Raw genomic sequence first — 16,933 nt, forward strand, 5'->3', positions numbered from 1 at the left:
CCTCACCCGGCAGAACAGCCACCGCACCCCGCGTCACCACCACCAAACGGCGGTCCGCATCGGCGGTCAACCAGTCCTGGGTGAAGGCGAGTACGGCGTCGAGCGTCTCGTTCGCCGTCGCTCCGGCCGGGCACCGGTACACCGTCGCGTCGCCCGTTCCGTCGGCCGAGGCCGCCGGCGCGGGGAGCGCGATCCAGTCCAGGTGGAAGAGCGAGTCGTGGGCGAGGCGCTCCGGGGTGGCGAAGTCATCGGCCGCGATCGGCCGCAGCGCGAGGGCGCCGACCGTCGCCACCGGTACGCCCTGGTCGTCGGCGAGCTGCAGCGCGTAGCCCGAGTCCGCGGGGGCGATCCGCACCCGCAGCGCGGTCGCACCGGTCGCGTACACCGCCACGTCGGACCAGGCGAACGGCAGCTCGGCCGCGCCGTTGTCCGTCTCCCGCAGGGCGATGCCGTGCAGAGCGGCGTCCAGCAGGGCGGGGTGGAGAGCGAAGGCGTCGGCCTCGGCTCCTTCGGTGCCTTCCGGCAGGACGACCTCGGTGTAGACGTTCTCACCGAGGCGCCAGGCGGCCTGCAGACCCTGGAAGAGCGGCCCGTACTCCAGTCCCAGCCCGGCCAGATCGGCGTAGAGGCTCTCCACCGCGACCGGCTCGCTGCCGGCGGGCGGCCACTGCGCCAAGTCGAACCCGGGCTCCGGAACGTCGGCGCTCAGCACGCCCTCGGCGTTCCGGACCCACTGCCGGTCGTCCGTCGTCTCCTCGGCGCGCGAGAACACGCTCACCGTCCGCCGGCCACGCGCGTCGGCCTCGCCGACCGTGACCCGCAGCTGTACGGCGCCCTGTCCGTCGAGCACCAACGGTGCCTGGAGCATCAGCTCCTCCAGCGCTCCGCAGCCCGTCTCGTCGCCCGCCCGCACGGCGATCTCGACGAGCGCCGCACCGGGCACGACCACGGTGCCGGAGACCGCGTGCTCCGCCAGCCACGGGTGCGACGACAGCGACAGCCGCCCGGTGAAGAGCACCCCGTCGGAGTCGGGAAGAGCGATGGCCGCTCCCAGCAGGGGGTGTTCCGCATCCGCGAGGCCGGCCGCCCGGACGTCTCCCGCCGTGACGGCGGCCCGCTCCGGCCAGTAGTGCTGGTGTTGGAAGGCGTAGGTGGGCAGGTCGAGCAGCGGGGTGGTCGCGCCGGTGCCGAAGAAGGCCCGCCAGTCGACCTCGACGCCACGCGTGTGCAGTGCGGCGACGGACGACACGAAGGTCTCGGCCTCGTCCTGCTCCCGACGCAGCGACGCGATCAGTGCGGTACCGGCCGCATCCGTGACGCTGTCCGCGCCCATCACCGTCAGAACGGCGTCGGGGCCCAGTTCCAGAAATGTGGTGACGCCCTGGCCCTCAAGGGTGGTGACGGCGTCGGCGAAGCGCACGGCCTCGCGCACGTGCCGGACCCAGTAGGCGGGGTCGGTGAGTTCTTCGGTGGTGGCGGGCTGTCCGGTCAGCGTCGAGACGATCGGGATCGAGGGCGCGTTGTACGTGAGCCCGGCCGCGATAGTGCCGAACTCCTCGAGCATCGGCTCCATGTGCAGGGAGTGAAAGGCGTGGCTGACGGTCAGCCTCTTGGTCTTCCGTCCCAGAGCGTCGAAGTGCGCGATGACCCCGGCGACAGCGTCCTCGTCACCGGAGACGACGATGGATGTCGGGCCGTTGACGGCCGCGATCCCCACCTTCTCCGTGAGCGTGGGCAGGACTTCGGCCTCCGTGGCCTGGATCGCTGCCATCGCACCGCCGGAGGGAAGCTGCTGCATCAACCGGCCACGAGCCGCAACCAGCAGCGCCGCATCCTCCAGCGACCACACCCCCGCGACATGCGCGGCGGCCAGCTCACCAATGGAGTGACCGGCCAGCACCTGAGGCCGGATCCCGAAGGACTCCAACAACCGGAACAACGCCACTTCCAGCGCGAACAGAGCAGGCTGCGTGAAGCCCGTCTCGTCCAACCGGTCATCGTCGGCGAAGAGAACATCCTTCAGCGGCAGTTCAAGGTGCGCGTCGAGTGCGGCACACACCGCGTCCAGCGCCTCCGCGAACACCGGGAAGGCCGCGTAGAGCTCACGCCCCATCCCCGCCCGCTGGCTGCCCTGCCCCGTGAAGAGGAACGCCAGATCGCCGGCGCCGGCCACAGTCGTCTTGGCCTCACCGTCAACGACCGCGTCCAGAGCGTTCAGCAGGCCTTCACGGTCCGCCGCCACCACACCCGCACGTTGCGCGAAGCCCGCACGCGTGGTCGCCAGCGCCGAACCCACCGACACCGGATCCAGACCCGCATCGGCCAGCACGAACTCCCGCAACCGGGCCGCCTGAGCCTTCAACGCCTCCGGCGTCTTGCCCGACAGCACCCACGGCACCACCGGCAGCTCAACCGAAGCAACCGCATCCGTCACGACCTCGGCCGGAGCCTCTTCCACGATCACATGCGCGTTCGTCCCACTGATCCCGAACGACGACACACCCGCACGACGCGGACGCTCCCGCACCGGCCACGGCCGCGCCTCCGTCAACAACTCGACAGACCCCGCCGACCAGTCCACATGCGAGCTGGGAGCGTCGACGCCCAGCGTGCGCGGCAACTCCTGGTGCCGCATCGCCAGCACCATCTTGATGATGCCCGCGACACCGGCGGCAGCCTGCGTGTGACCGAGGTTCGACTTCACCGAACCCAGCCACAGCGGCTGACCGTCCGCCCGCTCCTGCCCGTACGTCGCCAGCAGCGCCTGCGCCTCGATCGGGTCGCCCAGGCGGGTGCCCGTGCCGTGCGCCTCGACGGCGTCGACGTCACTGGTCGTGAGCGAACCGGCGGCGAGGGCCTGCCGGATGACGCGCTGCTGGGACGGGCCGTTGGGGGCCGTGAGTCCGTTGCTCGCGCCGTCCTGGTTGATCGCGCTACTGCGCACGACCGCCAGCACCCGGTGGCCGTTGCGCTGCGCGTCGGAGAGCCGCTCCAGGAGCAGCATGCCGACGCCCTCACCCCAGCCGGTGCCGTCGGCGGCCTCGGCGAACGGCTTGCAGTAGCCGTCGGGGGCGAGGCCCCGCTGGCGGCTGAAGTCGACGAAGGTGTCCGGGGTCGCCATGACCGTCACGCCGCCCGCGAGGGCGAGCGAGCACTCGCCCGAGCGCAGCGCCTGGCCGGCCAGGTGGACGGCGACGAGCGAGGACGAGCAGGCGGTGTCCACGGTCACGGCCGGGCCTTCGAGGCCCAGGGTGTACGAGACACGGCCGGAGGCGATGCTGCCGCCGACGCCCATGAAGCCCTCGGTGTTGCGGTGGGCAGACTGCTCCAGCACCGAGGTGTAGTCGTGGTACATCACGCCGGCGAAGACGCCGGTGGAGCTGCCGCGTACGGTCGCCGGGTCGATGCCCGCGCGCTCGAACGCCTCCCACGACGACTCCAGCAACAGCCGGTGCTGCGGGTCCATCGCGAGTGCCTCGCGGGGGCTGATCCCGAAGAAGCCGGGGTCGAAGTCGGCCGCCCGGTCCAGGAATCCGCCGTGGCGCGAGTACGTCTTGCCGACCGCGTCCGGGTCGGGGTCGTAGATGCCTTCGACGTCCCAGCCACGGTCGACCGGGAACGACGACACCCCGTCGCCACCGCTCGCCAGCAGTGCCCACAGCTCCTCGGGCGAGGAGACCCCGCCGGGGAACCGGCAGGCCATCCCGACGATCGCGATCGGCTCGTCGAGCACGGATCCCGCCGCCGGGACCACCGCGGCCGTCACGTCGGCCGCGCTCGCGGCCTCCTCGCCCAGCAGCTCCACCAGCAGGAACTCGGCCACGGCGAGCGGCGTCGGGTAGTCGAAGACGAGCGTCGCGGGCAGCCGCACCTCGGCTTCGGCGCCGAGGCGGTTGCGGAACTCCACCGCCGTGAGCGAGTCGAAGCCGAACTCCTTGAACGGCTTGTCGCCGGCGACCTTCTGCACGCCGTCGTAACCGAGCACGGCGGCCACGTGGCGCCGGACGAGGTCGAGGAGCAGCCGGCGCCGTTCCACTCCGGTCAGTGCGCCGAGGCGCTCCGCCAGCCCGGCGGCGTCCGTGGCGGCCGATGCCGCCGCCTTGCGGGCGGTGGGGGCCGGACGCGTCAGACCGCGCAGGACGGCGGGGAGGGTGTTGAGCCGGGCCCGCTGCTCCAGGGCGCTCCTGCCGAAGGCGACGGGGAGCAGGTGGGCGTGGTTGTCGGCGAGCGCGGCGTCGAGCAGGGCCAGTCCCTGCTGCCGGCCGATCGCGAGGACGCCGGAGCGTTCCATCCGCTCCACGTCCGCCGTGGTCAGCTCGGCGCCCATGCCGCCGACCGCCGGGTCCCACAGGCCCCAGGCGAGCGAGAGCCCGGCCAGTCCCTGGCTCCGGCGGTGGACCGCCAGCGCGTCGAGGTAGGCGTTCGCGGCGGCGTAACCGCCCTGCCCTGAACCGTCGAACGTGCCGGCGGCGGACGAGAACAGGATGAACGCGTCGAGGTCGGCGTCGGCCGTCAGCTCGTGGAGGTGCCGGGCCGCGTCCGCCTTGGGGGCCAGGACGGCGGCCACCCGGTCGGCGGTGAGCGAGGTGATCATGCCGTCGTCGACCACGCCCGCCGCGTGCACGATCGCGGTGATCGACTCCTCGGCGAGCAGCTGGGCCAGCGCGGAACGGTCGGAGACGTCGCAGGCGGCGACGCTCACCGAAGCACCGGCCGTCTCCAGCTCGGCCACCAACTCGGTGGCGCCGGGGGCCTGGAGGCCGCGGCGGCTGGTCAGCACCAGGTTGCGGACTCCGTGCTCGGCGACCAGGTGGCGCGCGGTGAGCGCGCCCAGGCCGCCGGTTCCACCGGTGATCAGTACGGTGCCGTCGGCACGCCACGTCACTCCGCCGGTGGCGGGAACGGTGCGCGCCAGGCGCGGTACGAACAACTGGCCCTCCCGGAGCGCCAGTTCCGGCTCCCCCGAGACCGTGACAGCGTCCGGGATGTCGTCCGTGTCCGTGTCCGTGTCCGCCTCCGTGTCGAGGAGGACGATGCGGCCCGGGTGCTCCGTCTGTGCGGCCCTGACGAGGCCGTGGACGGCGGCCTGCGCGAGGTCCGTGATGTCCTCGCCGGGAAGGGCAGCGACCGCGCCCCGGGTGCGGACGACGAGGCGTGCGTCGGACGCCTCCTCGTCGGCCAGCCACTCCTGCAGCCGCGCCAGGACTCCGGTGACCGCCTCGGCGGGGTCGACCCCCGCAGGGACGTTCAGGATCTCCGCTGCCGCTGCCGCTGCCGCACCCGCATCCTCGTGCGACGCCTGCTGCGGCAGCGGGCTCCACCGGATCTCGTACAGCTCACGGTCGTGCGCGCTCTGCAGCTCACCGGTGGCGACCGGGCGCAGTGCCAGCGAACCCACCGTGGCCACGGGAGCGCCCTGGGGGTCGGCCAGCCGCAGGGTGTAGCCGGAGGCCGCGGGGGTGATCCGCACCCGCAGGGCGGTCGCGCCCGCCGCGTGCAGAGCGACGTCGGACCAGGCGAACGGCAGCTCGGCCGCGCCGCCGTCCGGCTGCGCGAGCGCGATTCCGTGCAGGGCGGCGTCCAGCAGCGCGGGGTGGATGCCGAAGCCCGCGGCCTCGACCCCTTCCGGCAGGGCGACCTCGGCGAAGATCTCCTCGCCGTGCCGCCAGGCGGCCCGCACTCCCTGGAACGTCGTCCCGTACTCCAGGCCGCTCGCGGCCATCGCCGCGTACAGCCCGTCGACCGCTACGGCCTCGGCCCCGGTCGGCGGCCACTGCGCCAGGTCGAAACCGGCTGCGGCTGCGGTGTCATGGGGCGCGAGCAGACCGTCGGCGTGCCGCGTCCAGGCGCTCTCGGAGGCGTCCTCGATACGCGAGAACACCACCACCGTCCGCCGTCCGTCCCGACCGGGCTCACCGATCTGGACCCGCAACTGAACGGTCCTGGTGCCGGGCACCACCAGCGGTGCGTGCAGCGTGAGTTCGTCCAGCACACCGCAGCCGGTCCCGTCGCCCGCGCGCACGGCGATCTCGACGAGCGCCGCCCCCGGCACGACGACCGTGCCCGCGACCACGTGCTCCGCCAGCCACGGGTGGGAGCCGAGCGACAGCCGGCCCGTGAACAGCAGCCCGTCCGACTCCGGCAGCACGACGGCCGCGCCGAGCAACGGGTGCCCCGCGTCCACGAGGCCGACGGCGGCCATGTCACCGGCGGCCGAGGCCGCCGGGGTGTCCAGCCAGTAACGGCTCGACCGGAAGGCGTAGGTGGGGAGGTCGACGAGCGCGCGACCGGTGCCGAAGAAGGCCGGCCAGGCGACGGGGACGCCCCGGGTGTGGAGGGTCGCGAGGGAGGTGACGAAGATCTGCGCTTCGTCGTGGTCGCGGCGCAGTGCCGGGACGAGGGTCGTGTTCTCCGTGGCGCTGTCGGCGCCCATGGCGGTCAGGACCGCGTCCGGGCCGAGCTCCAGGAAGGTGCTGACGCCCTGGTCCTGGAGCGTGGTGACGGCATCGGCGAAGCGCACGGCCTCGCGGACGTGCCGGACCCAGTACGCCGGGTCGGTCAGCTCCTGGTCGGTGGCGGCCTTGCCCGTCAGCGTCGAGACGATCGGGATCGAGGGCGCGTTGTACGTGAGCCCGGCCGCAACGGCACGGAACTCCTCGAGCATCGGCTCCATGTGGACGGAGTGGAAGGCGTGGCTGACGGTGAGGCGCTTGGTCTTCCGTCCGATGCCGTCGAAGTGCGCGATCACGGCGGCCACGGCGTCTTCATCACCCGAGACGACGATGGAGGTGGGCCCGTTGACGGCCGCGATCCCCACCCTGTCGGTGAGCTGCGGCAGGACTTCGGCCTCGGTGGCCTGGATCGCCGCCATCGCACCACCGGCGGGCAGTTGCTGCATCAGACGGCCACGAGCCGCAACGAGCAGCGCCGCGTCCTCCAGCGACCAGACCCCTGCGACGTGTGCGGCGGCCAGCTCACCGATGGAGTGACCCGCCAGCACCTGCGGCCGGACCCCGAAGGACTCCAGCAGCCGGAAGAGTGCGACCTCCAGGGCGAAGAGAGCCGGCTGCGTAAAGGCCGTCTCGTTCAACCGGCTGTCCGCCTCCGCGAAGAGAACATCCTTCAGCGGCCGTTCAAGGTGCGCATCGAGCGCCGCACACACCGCGTCCAGCGCCTCCGCGAACACCGGGAACGCCGCGTACAGCTCACGTCCCATACCGGCCCGCTGGCTGCCCTGCCCGGTGAAGAGGAACGCCGTCCGGCCGGAGCCGGCCAGGCCCTGCACCGCGCCGGGGGCGCTCTCGCCCTCGGCGAGTACCGCCAGTCCGGCCAGCAGACCATCACGGTCGGCGGCCACGACGCCGCCCCGGTGCGCGAACACCGCGCGGGTCGTCGCGAGTGCCGAACCGACCGCCGCCGGGTCGAGACCCGCGTCGGCCAGCACGAACTCCCGCAGGCGTGCCGCCTGCGCCCGCAGCGCCTCGGGCGACTTGCCCGACAGCATCCACGGCACCACCGGCAGCGCCGGGACCACGGGCGCCACGACGTCTTCAACAGCGGCCTCGGCCGGAGCCTCCTCCACGATCACATGCGCGTTCGTCCCGCTGATGCCGAAGGACGAGACGCCCGCGCGGCGGGTCCGCTCCCCCGCCGGCCACGGCCGGGCCTCGGTCAGCAGCTCGACGGAGCCCGCCGTCCAGTCCACGTGCGAGCTCGGGGCGTCCACGTGCAGGGTGCGGGGCAGTTCCTCGTGCCCGAGGGCGAGCACCATCTTGATGATGCCGGCGACGCCCGCGGCGGCCTGCGTGTGGCCGAGGTTGGACTTGACCGAACCGAGCCACAGCGGACGGCCGTCCGCCCGCTCCTGTCCGTACGTCGCGAGGAGCGCCTGCGCCTCGATGGGGTCGCCGAGCCGGGTGCCGGTTCCGTGCGCCTCGACGGCGTCGATGTCCTCGGCCGAGAGCCGGGCGCCGGCCAGGGCCTGCCGGATGACGCGCTGCTGCGAGGGCCCGTTGGGGGCGGTGAGCTGGCTGCTGGCGCCGTCCTGGTTGACCGCGCTCCCCTTCACGACGGCCAGTACGCGGTGACCGTTGCGGCGCGCGTCGGACAGTCGCTCCAGGACCAGGACGCCGACCCCTTCGCCCCAGCCCGTGCCGTCGGCCGCGTCGGCGAACGGCTTGCACCTGCCGTCCGCGGCGAGGCCGCGCTGCTGGCTGAAGTCGACAAAGGTGTCAAGGGTCGCCATGACCGTCACACCGCCCGCGAGGGCCAGCGAGCATTCGCCCTGGCGCAGCGCGGAGGCGGCCAGGTGGACGGTGACGAGGGAGGAGGAGCAGGCGGTGTCCACGGTCACGGCCGGGCCTTCGAGGCCCAGGGTGTACGAGACACGGCCGGACAGGACGCTGCCCGCGGTGCCGGTGCCGAGGAAGCCTTCGACGCCTTCGGGCACGACCGTGCGGTCGGTGCCGTACTCGTGGTACATGATGCCCGCGAAGACGCCGGTGGAGCTGCCGCGCATGGTCGCGGGGTCGATGCCGGCGCGTTCGAACGCTTCCCAGGACGCCTCCAGCAGCAGCCGCTGCTGGGGGTCGGTCGCCAGGGCCTCGCGCGGGCTGATGCCGAAGAACTCGGCGTCGAACTCGGTGGCGTCGTGGACGAAGCCGCCTTCGCGGGAGTACGTCTTGCCGGTGGCCTCGGTGTCCGGGTCGGGGTCGTAGATGCCCTCGACGTCCCAGCCGCGGTCCGACGGGAAGTCCGATATCGCGTCGCCGCCGGCGGCGAGCAGGTCCCACAGTTCCTCGGGATTGCGTACACCGCCGGGGAACCGGCAGGACATTCCGATGATGGCAATCGGTTCGCGCTGCTTGTCCTCCTCTTCACGGAGGCGCCGACGAGTCTCCCTCAGCTCGGCCGTAGCCCGCTTGAGGTAGTCGAGGAGCTTTTCTTCATTCGACTCTTTCGACACGTGGTCCACCTCATGAGGAAGAACTGGAACAGCCATTCGTTCCGGTCACGCTATTTCGGCCCTTCCGGACCAACCACCCCTGCCCACCCCTATCCGGCGATGGCGGTCAGGGGTGGGCAGGGGTGGACAGAGGGGCCGCCGCAAACGCCGCAGGGCACGGCATCCCGCCAAGGATGCCGTGCCCCCGATGTACTGTTCCAAGCCCTCTTCGCCGGCCAACCGGCCGGTCAACCAACCGGTCGGCCGACCGTCAGCCGACGGGGACCAGGAGACCCGACAGCGTTCCCCACAACGCGCCCGGCGTCTCGAACGTCTCCATGGCGAGCGCGTCGTCGGTGAACTTGACGTCGTACGCGTTCTCCAGCGCGATCAGCAGGTCGACGATGCCGAGGGAGTCGAGGCCGAATTCCCGAAGATCGAGCTCGGGGGTGAATTCGGCGTCCTCGGGCAGGAATGAGAGATGGGGCCTGACGATTTCTTCGAACTGGGCGTCCCACATACGAATGCTTCCTTTCTGTCCCGTCAGTCCCGGGCCAGGATCATTTCGACCACGCTGTGCTCCGTGGACAGGTGCTTGATCGAGCGGATTTCGAAGCCGGCGCCTTCCGCCTGCTTGCGCATGTCCGGCTCGGAGCGGATACGGGTGCCCTCCTCGCAGACGACCATCTGGAAGAGCGAGCGGATCGCGGACGCGTTGTCGTGGCCGAGCAGCGGCTCGATCACGAAGAGCACCGGCTCGGCCGCCAGGCCCTCGGAGTCCTCGACGGTGCGGACCATGGCCTTGCGCACGGTCTCCAGGATCTTGACGCTGCTGTCCGGGCTCCAGTTGTGGAGCACGTTCTTGAGGAAGTACGCGTCGCCGCCCGCCGGAACCTCCGCGAAGAAGTCCGACTCGACGAACGTCAGCCGGCGGATGAGGTCCTCGTCGCCGGTGGCGGCGAGTTCCTTGGTGCCGCGCTCGGCGACGTCGGCGCGGTCGGCGACGACGCCCTCGACGTCGGGGTGCGCGCCCAGGATGCCCTTGAGCAGGTGGCCGGTGCCGCCGCCGATGTCGACGACCTTGCGGATCCACGAGAAGTCGAAGTCACGGGCGAGCTCGGCGGCGGCCGGGCGGGTGATGTCCGCCATGGCCTTGTCGTAGATCTCGCCGGCGTCGGTGTCCTGGTCCATGTAGGCGTAGATGGAGCCGCCGTACTCGGACTGGGAGGCCGGCTTGCCGGTCTTGACGGTCGTCAGCAGGTCGCGCCAGACGTCGTAGTACATCTCGCCGCCGAGTACGCACCAGTAGCGCATCGACTGCGGGTGGTCGTCGCGCAGCGGCTGCGACGTCTCGGTGTGCTCGAACGTGCCGTCCTCGTTCTCCTTGAAGACGCCGACGATGCCGAGCACCCGCAGCAGGTACAGCACCCCGTCCGGGTCGGAGTCGGTGAGCTGCGCGAGCTCCGCGGGCGACTTGGGACCGTCCGCGAGGTGGTCGGCGATACCGAGCCGGGCGGCGACGCTGAGCGAGCGGGAGATCCACCCCATGCCCGCGAGTTGCAAGAGCGACATCGTGTTCATCCTCTACTGGTTGAAGACCGAAGGGCAGGAGGGACGTACGGGACCTGTGTGGTGGTACGGGACCTGTGTGGTGGTACGGGGACCTACGTGGTGGAGAGCGAGGGGACCGGAGCCGCGCCGTCGGAGTCCTCGGAGACGGCCGCGGCCAGCCGCAGCGCGGTGCGGTGGTCGACCACGTCCTGGAGGCTGAAGCGGACGCCGCTCCTGCGGGCCTTGTTGGCCACCTGGGCGGCTCCGAGGCTGGTGCCGCCGAGCGCGAAGAAGTCGTCGTCGACGCCGACCCTGGCCGCCCCGGAGTACTGGGCGAACAGCTCGCACAGCAGCGTCTGAACCTCGGTCCACGGGGCGCGGAACGCGGTCAGGGAGGCGAAGCGGGGCACCGGCAGGGAGCCGGCCTCCAGCTTGCCGTTGGCGTTCAGCGGGAGGGCGTCCAGGGTGAGGATCACGCTGGGGACCATGTATTCGGGCAGCGTCTCGGCGGCGTACGCGGACAGCCGGCCGACGTCGATGCCGCCCTTGGACGACGGCACCACGTAGGCGATCAGGTGGGCGCTGCCTGCGCCCTCCTGATGGACCGTCACCGCGGCCTGGCGGACCTCCAGCCGGCGCAGCAGCGCGGACTCGATCTCGCCCAGTTCGATGCGGAAGCCGCGGATCTTGACCTGGCCGTCGAACCGGCCGAGGAAGTCCAGGGTGCCGTCGGCCGAGCGGCGCACCCGGTCGCCGGTCCGGTACATCCGCGATCCGGGGGCGCCGAACGGGTCGGCGACGAAGCGTTCCGCGGTCAGTCCCGGCCGGTTGAGGTAGCCGCGGGCCAGCTGGCCGCCCGCGATGTACAGCTCGCCGGTCCTCCCCGCCGGGACGGGCCGCAGGGACCCGTCCAGGACGTGGAGTTCACTGGCGTGGGTGGGGCGTCCGATGGACACCGCGCCGGGCTGCAGCTCGTCGTCCGGCGCCAGGATGTGCACGCAGCAGCCGACGGTGGCCTCGGTCGGGCCGTACTCGTTGACGACGGTGACGCCCGGGTTGTCCTTGCGGAACGTCTCGACGGTCTCGGAGAGCAGCAGTTCACCACCCACCACCAGTTCCCCGGTGGGCGCGGACTCCGGCGGCAGCGTCGCGAGGAGCGCCATGTGCGACGGGGTGACCTTCAGGAACGTGGGCCGCTCGCGCACCTCCTCCAGCGGGCCGACCTGGACGCGGCCGCCGGAGATCAACGGCGCGTACAGGGTCGTGACGGTCATGTCGAAGGCCACGGAGGAGTGCAGCAGGGCCCGGCCCGCCGCGCTGGGGTAGGTGGCGCGGGCGTAGTCGAGGTAGGCGGCCAGCGGGCGGTGCGTGACGACGACGCCCTTGGGCCGGCCGGTCGATCCCGAGGTGTAGATGACGTACGCCGGGTTGTCCGGGCGCAGCGGCGCGGTCCGGTCGGCGTCACCGGGGTCGGTGGCCGGTGCCGCCGCGACGAGGGCGGCGGTCTCCGGGTCGTCGAGCGCGATCATTGGCTGGTCGCCGGTGGCCGAGCCGGCTTCGGCCGCGGTGGTCACCAGCAGCGCGGGCCGGGCGTCGGCCATCATGAACGTGAGCCGCTCGGCCGGGTTGTCCAGGTCCAGCGGCAGATAGGCGGCCCCGGCCTTGAGCACGGCGAGGAACGCCACCACCAGATCGAGGGAGCGGCGCATCCCGACGGCCACGAGCTGTTCGGGTCCCGCGCCGCCGGCTATCAGGTGGTGCGCGAGGCGGTTCGCCCGTGCGTTCAGTTCGGCGTACGTGAGTTCAGTACCGCCGTCGGAGACCGCGACGGCCCCGGGCGTGCGCCGTACCTGCTCCTCGATCCGGGCGGGCAGCAGCCCGCCGTCCGTGCTGTCGGTCGTGTCGGTCCTGCGCGGACCGGCGTCGATTCCCCCGTGGTCAGCCATGGGTCACCTGCCTGCGGTTGATTCGGTGCGGTCGCCGGAGAGCAGCTCCGACAGGGCGCGGGCGACGCCGTTGATGCGCAGCAGGTCGTCGTGGTCGACGTCGAAGCGGATCTCCCGGCCGACGGGGTACGACGGCGGGCCCGAGGTGATCGCGATGCCGCGGGCCCACAGCGGCAGCGGGTCGATGGACGAGGCGGCGGCCAGGTAGCCGACCAGCGAGCCGAAGACTCCGGCGAGATCGTCGCGGATGTCGTCGTCGAGTTCGAGGCGTTCGGCGGCGGTGCCCACCGCGCGGGTGAAGATCAGGGCGAGTTCGGGGCCGACTGCCGCGAGGTCGTCGGCGTAGCGCCGCTCGATCTGCCGTCCCGCCTCGTGGAACTCGGTCAGTTCCTCGGGCATCAGCAGCGAGGCGAGCGAGTCGCCCGCGGCGTGGAAGTCCTTGTACAGGCCGACCGTGTTGGGCAGTTCGGGGTCGAACAGCACCAGGGCCGGGGTGTCCTGCCACGCACCGATCCGTTCGGCGAGCGCGGCGGCGAAGACCGCTCCCGCGCAGTAGCCGAGGACGGCGGTGACGCGCCGGCCGCTCTCCCGTACGTCGGTGAGCCACCAGTCGACATAGCCGTCGAGGGCGACCGCGTCGTCCGCGGTCGGCGGGAGCGTCGTCCAGAAGGCGGCGGCGGGCGGGTCCAGCCGGGGAGCGAAGTCGGCGAAACTCGCCTGGGTGCGCCCGCTGGTGCTGAAATCGACCGACAGAATCAATTCGTCCCGGTCGCCTTTTGTCAGCGATTTCCATGAAAGGAGACTCACGTGATTCCCAATCCAGCCGATTCCAGGAATTCTTCCGTTGGCATGACGCTAGACGAAAGGTGCTGACGGGCGGACCCCCTAGGCACGCCCGCCGCACCCCTAACCGTCACGAGCGCAGGGGTCGGACAGCCGCTAGCCCGCGACGGCCACGCCCATGCGCCGGGTGATGGCGTCGAGCACTTCCTTCGGCCGGTCGGCGAGGTAGAAGTGGCCGCCGCCGGGGAACACCTGGAGCTCGCAGGCGCCGGTGGTGTGGTCGCTCCAGGCAGCGGCCTCGGCGAGCGTGGTCGTCGGATCGTCGTCGCCGACGAACACCGTGACGGGGCAGTCGATCCGCACCCCGGCGTCCGCGCGGTAGGTCTCGACCGCCTTGTAGTCGTTGCGGATCGAGGGGATGGCGAGCCGCATGATCTCCTCGTTGCCCAGCACCCGCGAATCGGTTCCGCTGAGCCGGCGCAACTCCGTGATCAGGCCCTCGTCGTCCTTCTGGTGCACCCGGTCGGCGCGGGTACGGGACGGGGCGCGGCGGGCGGAGGCGATCAGCCGGGCGGGCGCGGGCAGGCCGGCGTCCGCCATGCGCCGGGCGACCTCGAAGGCCACCGTGGCGCCCATGCTGTGGCCGAAGAACGTCAGCGGTTCGTCGGCGAACTCCCGCAGGTCCTCGAAGACCCGGTCGGCGAGCTCCGCGATGGTGTCGATGAGCGGTTCCTTGCGCCGGTCCTGCCGGCCCGGGTACTGCACGACCAGTACGTCGATGTCCGGGGCGAGCACCTGCGACACCGGGAAGTAGAAGCTCGCCGATCCGCCGGCGTGCGGGAAGCAGACCAGGCGCGGGGTGCCCGCGAGGGCGGTGTGGTAGCGCCGGATGTACTGATTGCTGGTGGTAGGGGCGGTGCTGGTCATGGTTCTCCTCACAGAGGGGGCAGGGTGGGCGTCAGCGGGCCCTGGTCCACCGGGAGTTCGGGAAGGAAGCCGAACAGCATCGAGGTGAGCCCCCACATCCCGGTGAATTCCGCGACCTCGGCGTCGTCGACGTCCACTCCGGTGTCGCGCAGCGCGGCGGCGAGCCACCGCTGCTTCTCCGGGTCGCCCGGGGACGCCTGCGGTTCGGAGACCGGGACGGCGGCGGGCAGCGATCCGGCGGCGAGGTCCGGGCGGCGCAGGTGCCAGTTGGTGTTCGACTGGTAGACGTCGGCGAGCGCCGCGAGCCCGAAGTCGCTCCACGGCAGGCCCGCGAGCTGCAGCGACAGCGGCATGCCGTCGCCGCCGAAGCCCATCGGGACCGCGACGGCCGGGAAGCCCACGGCGCTCCACAGGCCGGGCAGCCAGGAGACGGTGCCCAGCGCGGCGGGGTCGTCGTAACGGGGCGCGGTGGTCGGCCAGGTCGGGGTGGCCATCGCGTCGAGGCCGTCGAAGCGTTCGCGCAGGCTCGCGGCGGCCGAGGCGCGGACCCGCTGTGCGTGCAGATAGGTGGGCGCGCCGACGAGGCCGCCGAGGACGGCGGTCCGGCGGAACGGCCGCCCGTACTCCGCCCAGCGGGTGCGCAGCCCGGCGCCGTGCAGCTCGAACGCCTCCGCGAGGAGGGTGATGAACTGCGCCGCGAACAGCGGGTACACCTCGGGGAGTTCCACGGTGACGATCTCGGCGCCGGCTTCCCGCAGCTCTTCGAGGGCGCCGGCGAACGCCGCCGCGCAGTCCTCCGACAGCTGCGCCGACTCCTCGAGCGCCTTCGCCGGAACGCCGATGCGGGCGCCGCGCAGGTCGGTCCGCCAGCCGGTGGCGTCCGGCCGCCCGGCCAGCACCGCGAGGGTGCTCGCGCAGTCCCTGACGTTGCGGGCCAGCGGGCCGACGACATCCAGCGAGCGGCTCAGCGGGCGGCAGCCGCCGTCGGGGACCAGGCCGTGGGTGGGCTTGAAGCCGGTGACGCCGCACAGCGCCGCCGGGATGCGGATGCTGCCGTTGCTGTCCGTGCCGAGGCCGACGTCGAACAGCTCGGCGGGCAGCCCGTTGGCGCTGCCGCAGCTGGAGCCGCCCGTCCAGCGGTTGAGGTCCCACGGGTTGCGCGGCACGGGGAAGTCCAGCGCCGGGTCGGGCCGGCCCAGCGCGTGCTCCGCCATGGTGGTGCGGCCCAGCGGTACCGCGCCCGCCGCCCGCAGCCGGGCGACCGGTACGGCGTCGCGCCCGGCCCACCAGTCCGCGTCGTGCACCCGGCTCTGGCAGGTCGCGGGCGCCTCACGGGTCGCGAAGACATCCTTCACGCCCAGCGTCAGCCCGTGCAGCGGCCCGGCCTCGGCACCGTCCGCCACGGCGGTGTCCAGTTGCTCCGCCGTGGCGGCGGCCTGTTCGGTGAACCGGCCGAGATACGTACCGAGCACCGGGTCGAGCCGGTCCGCCCGGTCGAACGCCTCTGCCACCCGGGTCCTGACGTCAGCCATTCCCGTCCATCCTGTCCTCGGCCGATCCCTGCTGAATTCGGACTCCGAGTCTAGGTAAGGGGAATTGTGGTCCAGACCCCCTTTCCTGCCCCCTAGCACCCCCTGTCGACCTGCTGTCAGAACTTCCCCCGACTACCGTGAAAGGGCCCACGGGGAACATGGTGCGACCGTGCCCGTCCGGGCTCTGAGGGCCTATTCGGCCGGTTCACAGGGGAGCCTTCCTTGATAATGGATGTGAATTCCTGGCCGGTCGGGCAGGTCGCGCTCGCCGACGACTCCGGAACCGGCCCACGGCAGTTGACGGCTCTGGTCCTGGACGTCCTCGGACCGGGGCTCGCGCCCGGCGGGCTCCCGCCGCTGTCCGGCGAGCCGCTCACCGTCCGTACCGGCAGCTACGTGGTCGACCCGCCGTTCTTCGGCAACGGCGACCTCGGCCGGCTCGCGGTGGCCGGCACCGTCAACGCGCTCATCGCGACCGGAGCCGACCCGTACGCCCTCACGCTCGGGCTGATCGTCGAGGCCGGGACACCGCTGCAACTCCTGCACCGCATCACGGAGTCCATCCGCGACACCGCCCATGAGGCGGGGATCGCCATCGCCGCCGTCGACACCCGGGTGGTGCGTGCGGGCGACGCCGACCAGCTGTTCCTCACCGCCACCGGCATCGGGGTCCACCGCCGTCCGCCGCTGTCGCTGGGCGCGGTACGGCCCGGCGACCGCGTCCTGGTGACCGCGCCGCTCGGCAACCACGCCGTCCATCTGCTGTCGCTGCGGGCCGGACTCGGCTTCGAACACCATGTGCCCAGCGACTGCGCTCCGTTGACGTCCCTGCTGAACGGGCTGCCGCCGGGCGCGGTCCGGGCCGCCGCACCGATCACCTCGGGCGGACTCGCCGCGACGCTGCGCACCTGCGCGACGGCCCGCGGGCTCACGCTGCGGATCGACGAGGGGGCGCTTCCCGTCCAGTACGAGGCGCGGCCCGCCTTCGAACTGCTGGGCCTGGCACCGCTGCACACCGCGAACGCCGGCTCGATGTGCCTGTTCGCGCCACCGGCGGCGGCCGACGCGGTCCTCGCCGCGCTCCGCTCCCACCCGTACGGCCGCCAGGCCGCCATCGTCGGCACGGTCACCGACGACACCGCCGGGGCCGTTGAGCTCCGCTCCCCCGACGGGCCGGTCCACCGGCTGCCCGCCGGGGTGCCGCCGGGCAGCGCGGAACCACCGCGGCTGCGCTGACGGCCGCGCCCCGC

At 72.3% G+C, this 16,933-nt stretch carries 7 protein-coding genes and 1 pseudogene; 1 reads left to right on the forward strand and 7 read right to left on the reverse strand.

Features of this window, described 5'->3' with window-relative positions; translation table 11 throughout:
- The 7 genes and pseudogenes from C6N31_RS00005 to C6N31_RS00035 form a co-directional block, all read right to left on the reverse strand.
- Positions 1–8,959: pseudogene (locus C6N31_RS00005) on the reverse strand (type I polyketide synthase); the annotation flags it as partial.
- A gap of 256 nt (positions 8,960–9,215) precedes the next feature.
- Complete coding sequence (locus C6N31_RS00010; RefSeq protein ID WP_138350835.1) at positions 9,216–9,464, reverse strand: phosphopantetheine-binding protein; 249 nt, start codon at positions 9,462–9,464, stop codon at positions 9,216–9,218.
- Between the two features lie 23 nt (positions 9,465–9,487).
- A complete protein-coding gene (locus C6N31_RS00015) occupies positions 9,488–10,516 on the reverse strand; it encodes a methyltransferase (RefSeq protein ID WP_187145012.1) in 1,029 nt (342 codons plus the stop codon).
- A 92-nt stretch (positions 10,517–10,608) separates the two neighbouring features.
- Positions 10,609–12,441 (reverse strand): non-ribosomal peptide synthetase, encoded by a 1,833-nt coding sequence (locus C6N31_RS00020; protein WP_198356978.1) that lies wholly within the window; start codon positions 12,439–12,441, stop codon positions 10,609–10,611.
- A gap of 3 nt (positions 12,442–12,444) precedes the next feature.
- A complete protein-coding gene (locus tag C6N31_RS00025) occupies positions 12,445–13,200 on the reverse strand; it encodes a hypothetical protein (RefSeq protein ID WP_138350838.1) in 756 nt (251 codons plus the stop codon).
- 180 nt (positions 13,201–13,380) lie between these two features.
- Positions 13,381–14,151, reverse strand: coding sequence for a thioesterase II family protein (locus tag C6N31_RS00030; RefSeq protein WP_138350839.1), 771 nt, complete (start codon positions 14,149–14,151; stop codon positions 13,381–13,383).
- 8 nt (positions 14,152–14,159) lie between these two features.
- Positions 14,160–15,683: an amidase gene (locus C6N31_RS00035; protein WP_138350840.1), complete on the reverse strand. Its 1,524-nt coding sequence runs from the start codon at positions 15,681–15,683 to the stop codon at positions 14,160–14,162.
- A 228-nt stretch (positions 15,684–15,911) separates the two neighbouring features.
- Between C6N31_RS00035 and hypE the strand changes: the two genes are divergently transcribed.
- Positions 15,912–16,919, forward strand: a complete 1,008-nt coding sequence (hypE, locus tag C6N31_RS00040) for a hydrogenase expression/formation protein HypE (RefSeq protein WP_138350841.1) — start codon at positions 15,912–15,914, stop codon at positions 16,917–16,919.
- Positions 16,920–16,933 lie beyond the last annotated feature (14 nt).

This window comes from Streptomyces fildesensis, from assembly GCF_016107395.1.
GTDB lineage: Bacteria > Actinomycetota > Actinomycetes > Streptomycetales > Streptomycetaceae > Actinacidiphila > Actinacidiphila fildesensis.

What these genes read in the sequence shown, in the direction of transcription:
- C6N31_RS00010 (WP_138350835.1), bottom strand. Translation starts at nt 9,464, where the DNA reads ATGTGGGACGCCCAGTTCGAAGAAATCGTCAGGCCCCATCTCTCATTC.
- C6N31_RS00015 (WP_187145012.1), bottom strand. Translation starts at nt 10,516, where the DNA reads ATGTCGCTCTTGCAACTCGCGGGCATGGGGTGGATCTCCCGCTCGCTC.
- C6N31_RS00020 (WP_198356978.1), bottom strand. Translation starts at nt 12,441, where the DNA reads ATGGCTGACCACGGGGGAATCGACGCCGGTCCGCGCAGGACCGACACG.
- C6N31_RS00030 (WP_138350839.1), bottom strand. Translation starts at nt 14,151, where the DNA reads ATGACCAGCACCGCCCCTACCACCAGCAATCAGTACATCCGGCGCTAC.
- C6N31_RS00035 (WP_138350840.1), bottom strand. Translation starts at nt 15,683, where the DNA reads ATGGCTGACGTCAGGACCCGGGTGGCAGAGGCGTTCGACCGGGCGGAC.
- hypE (WP_138350841.1), top strand. Translation starts at nt 15,912, where the DNA reads ATGGATGTGAATTCCTGGCCGGTCGGGCAGGTCGCGCTCGCCGACGAC.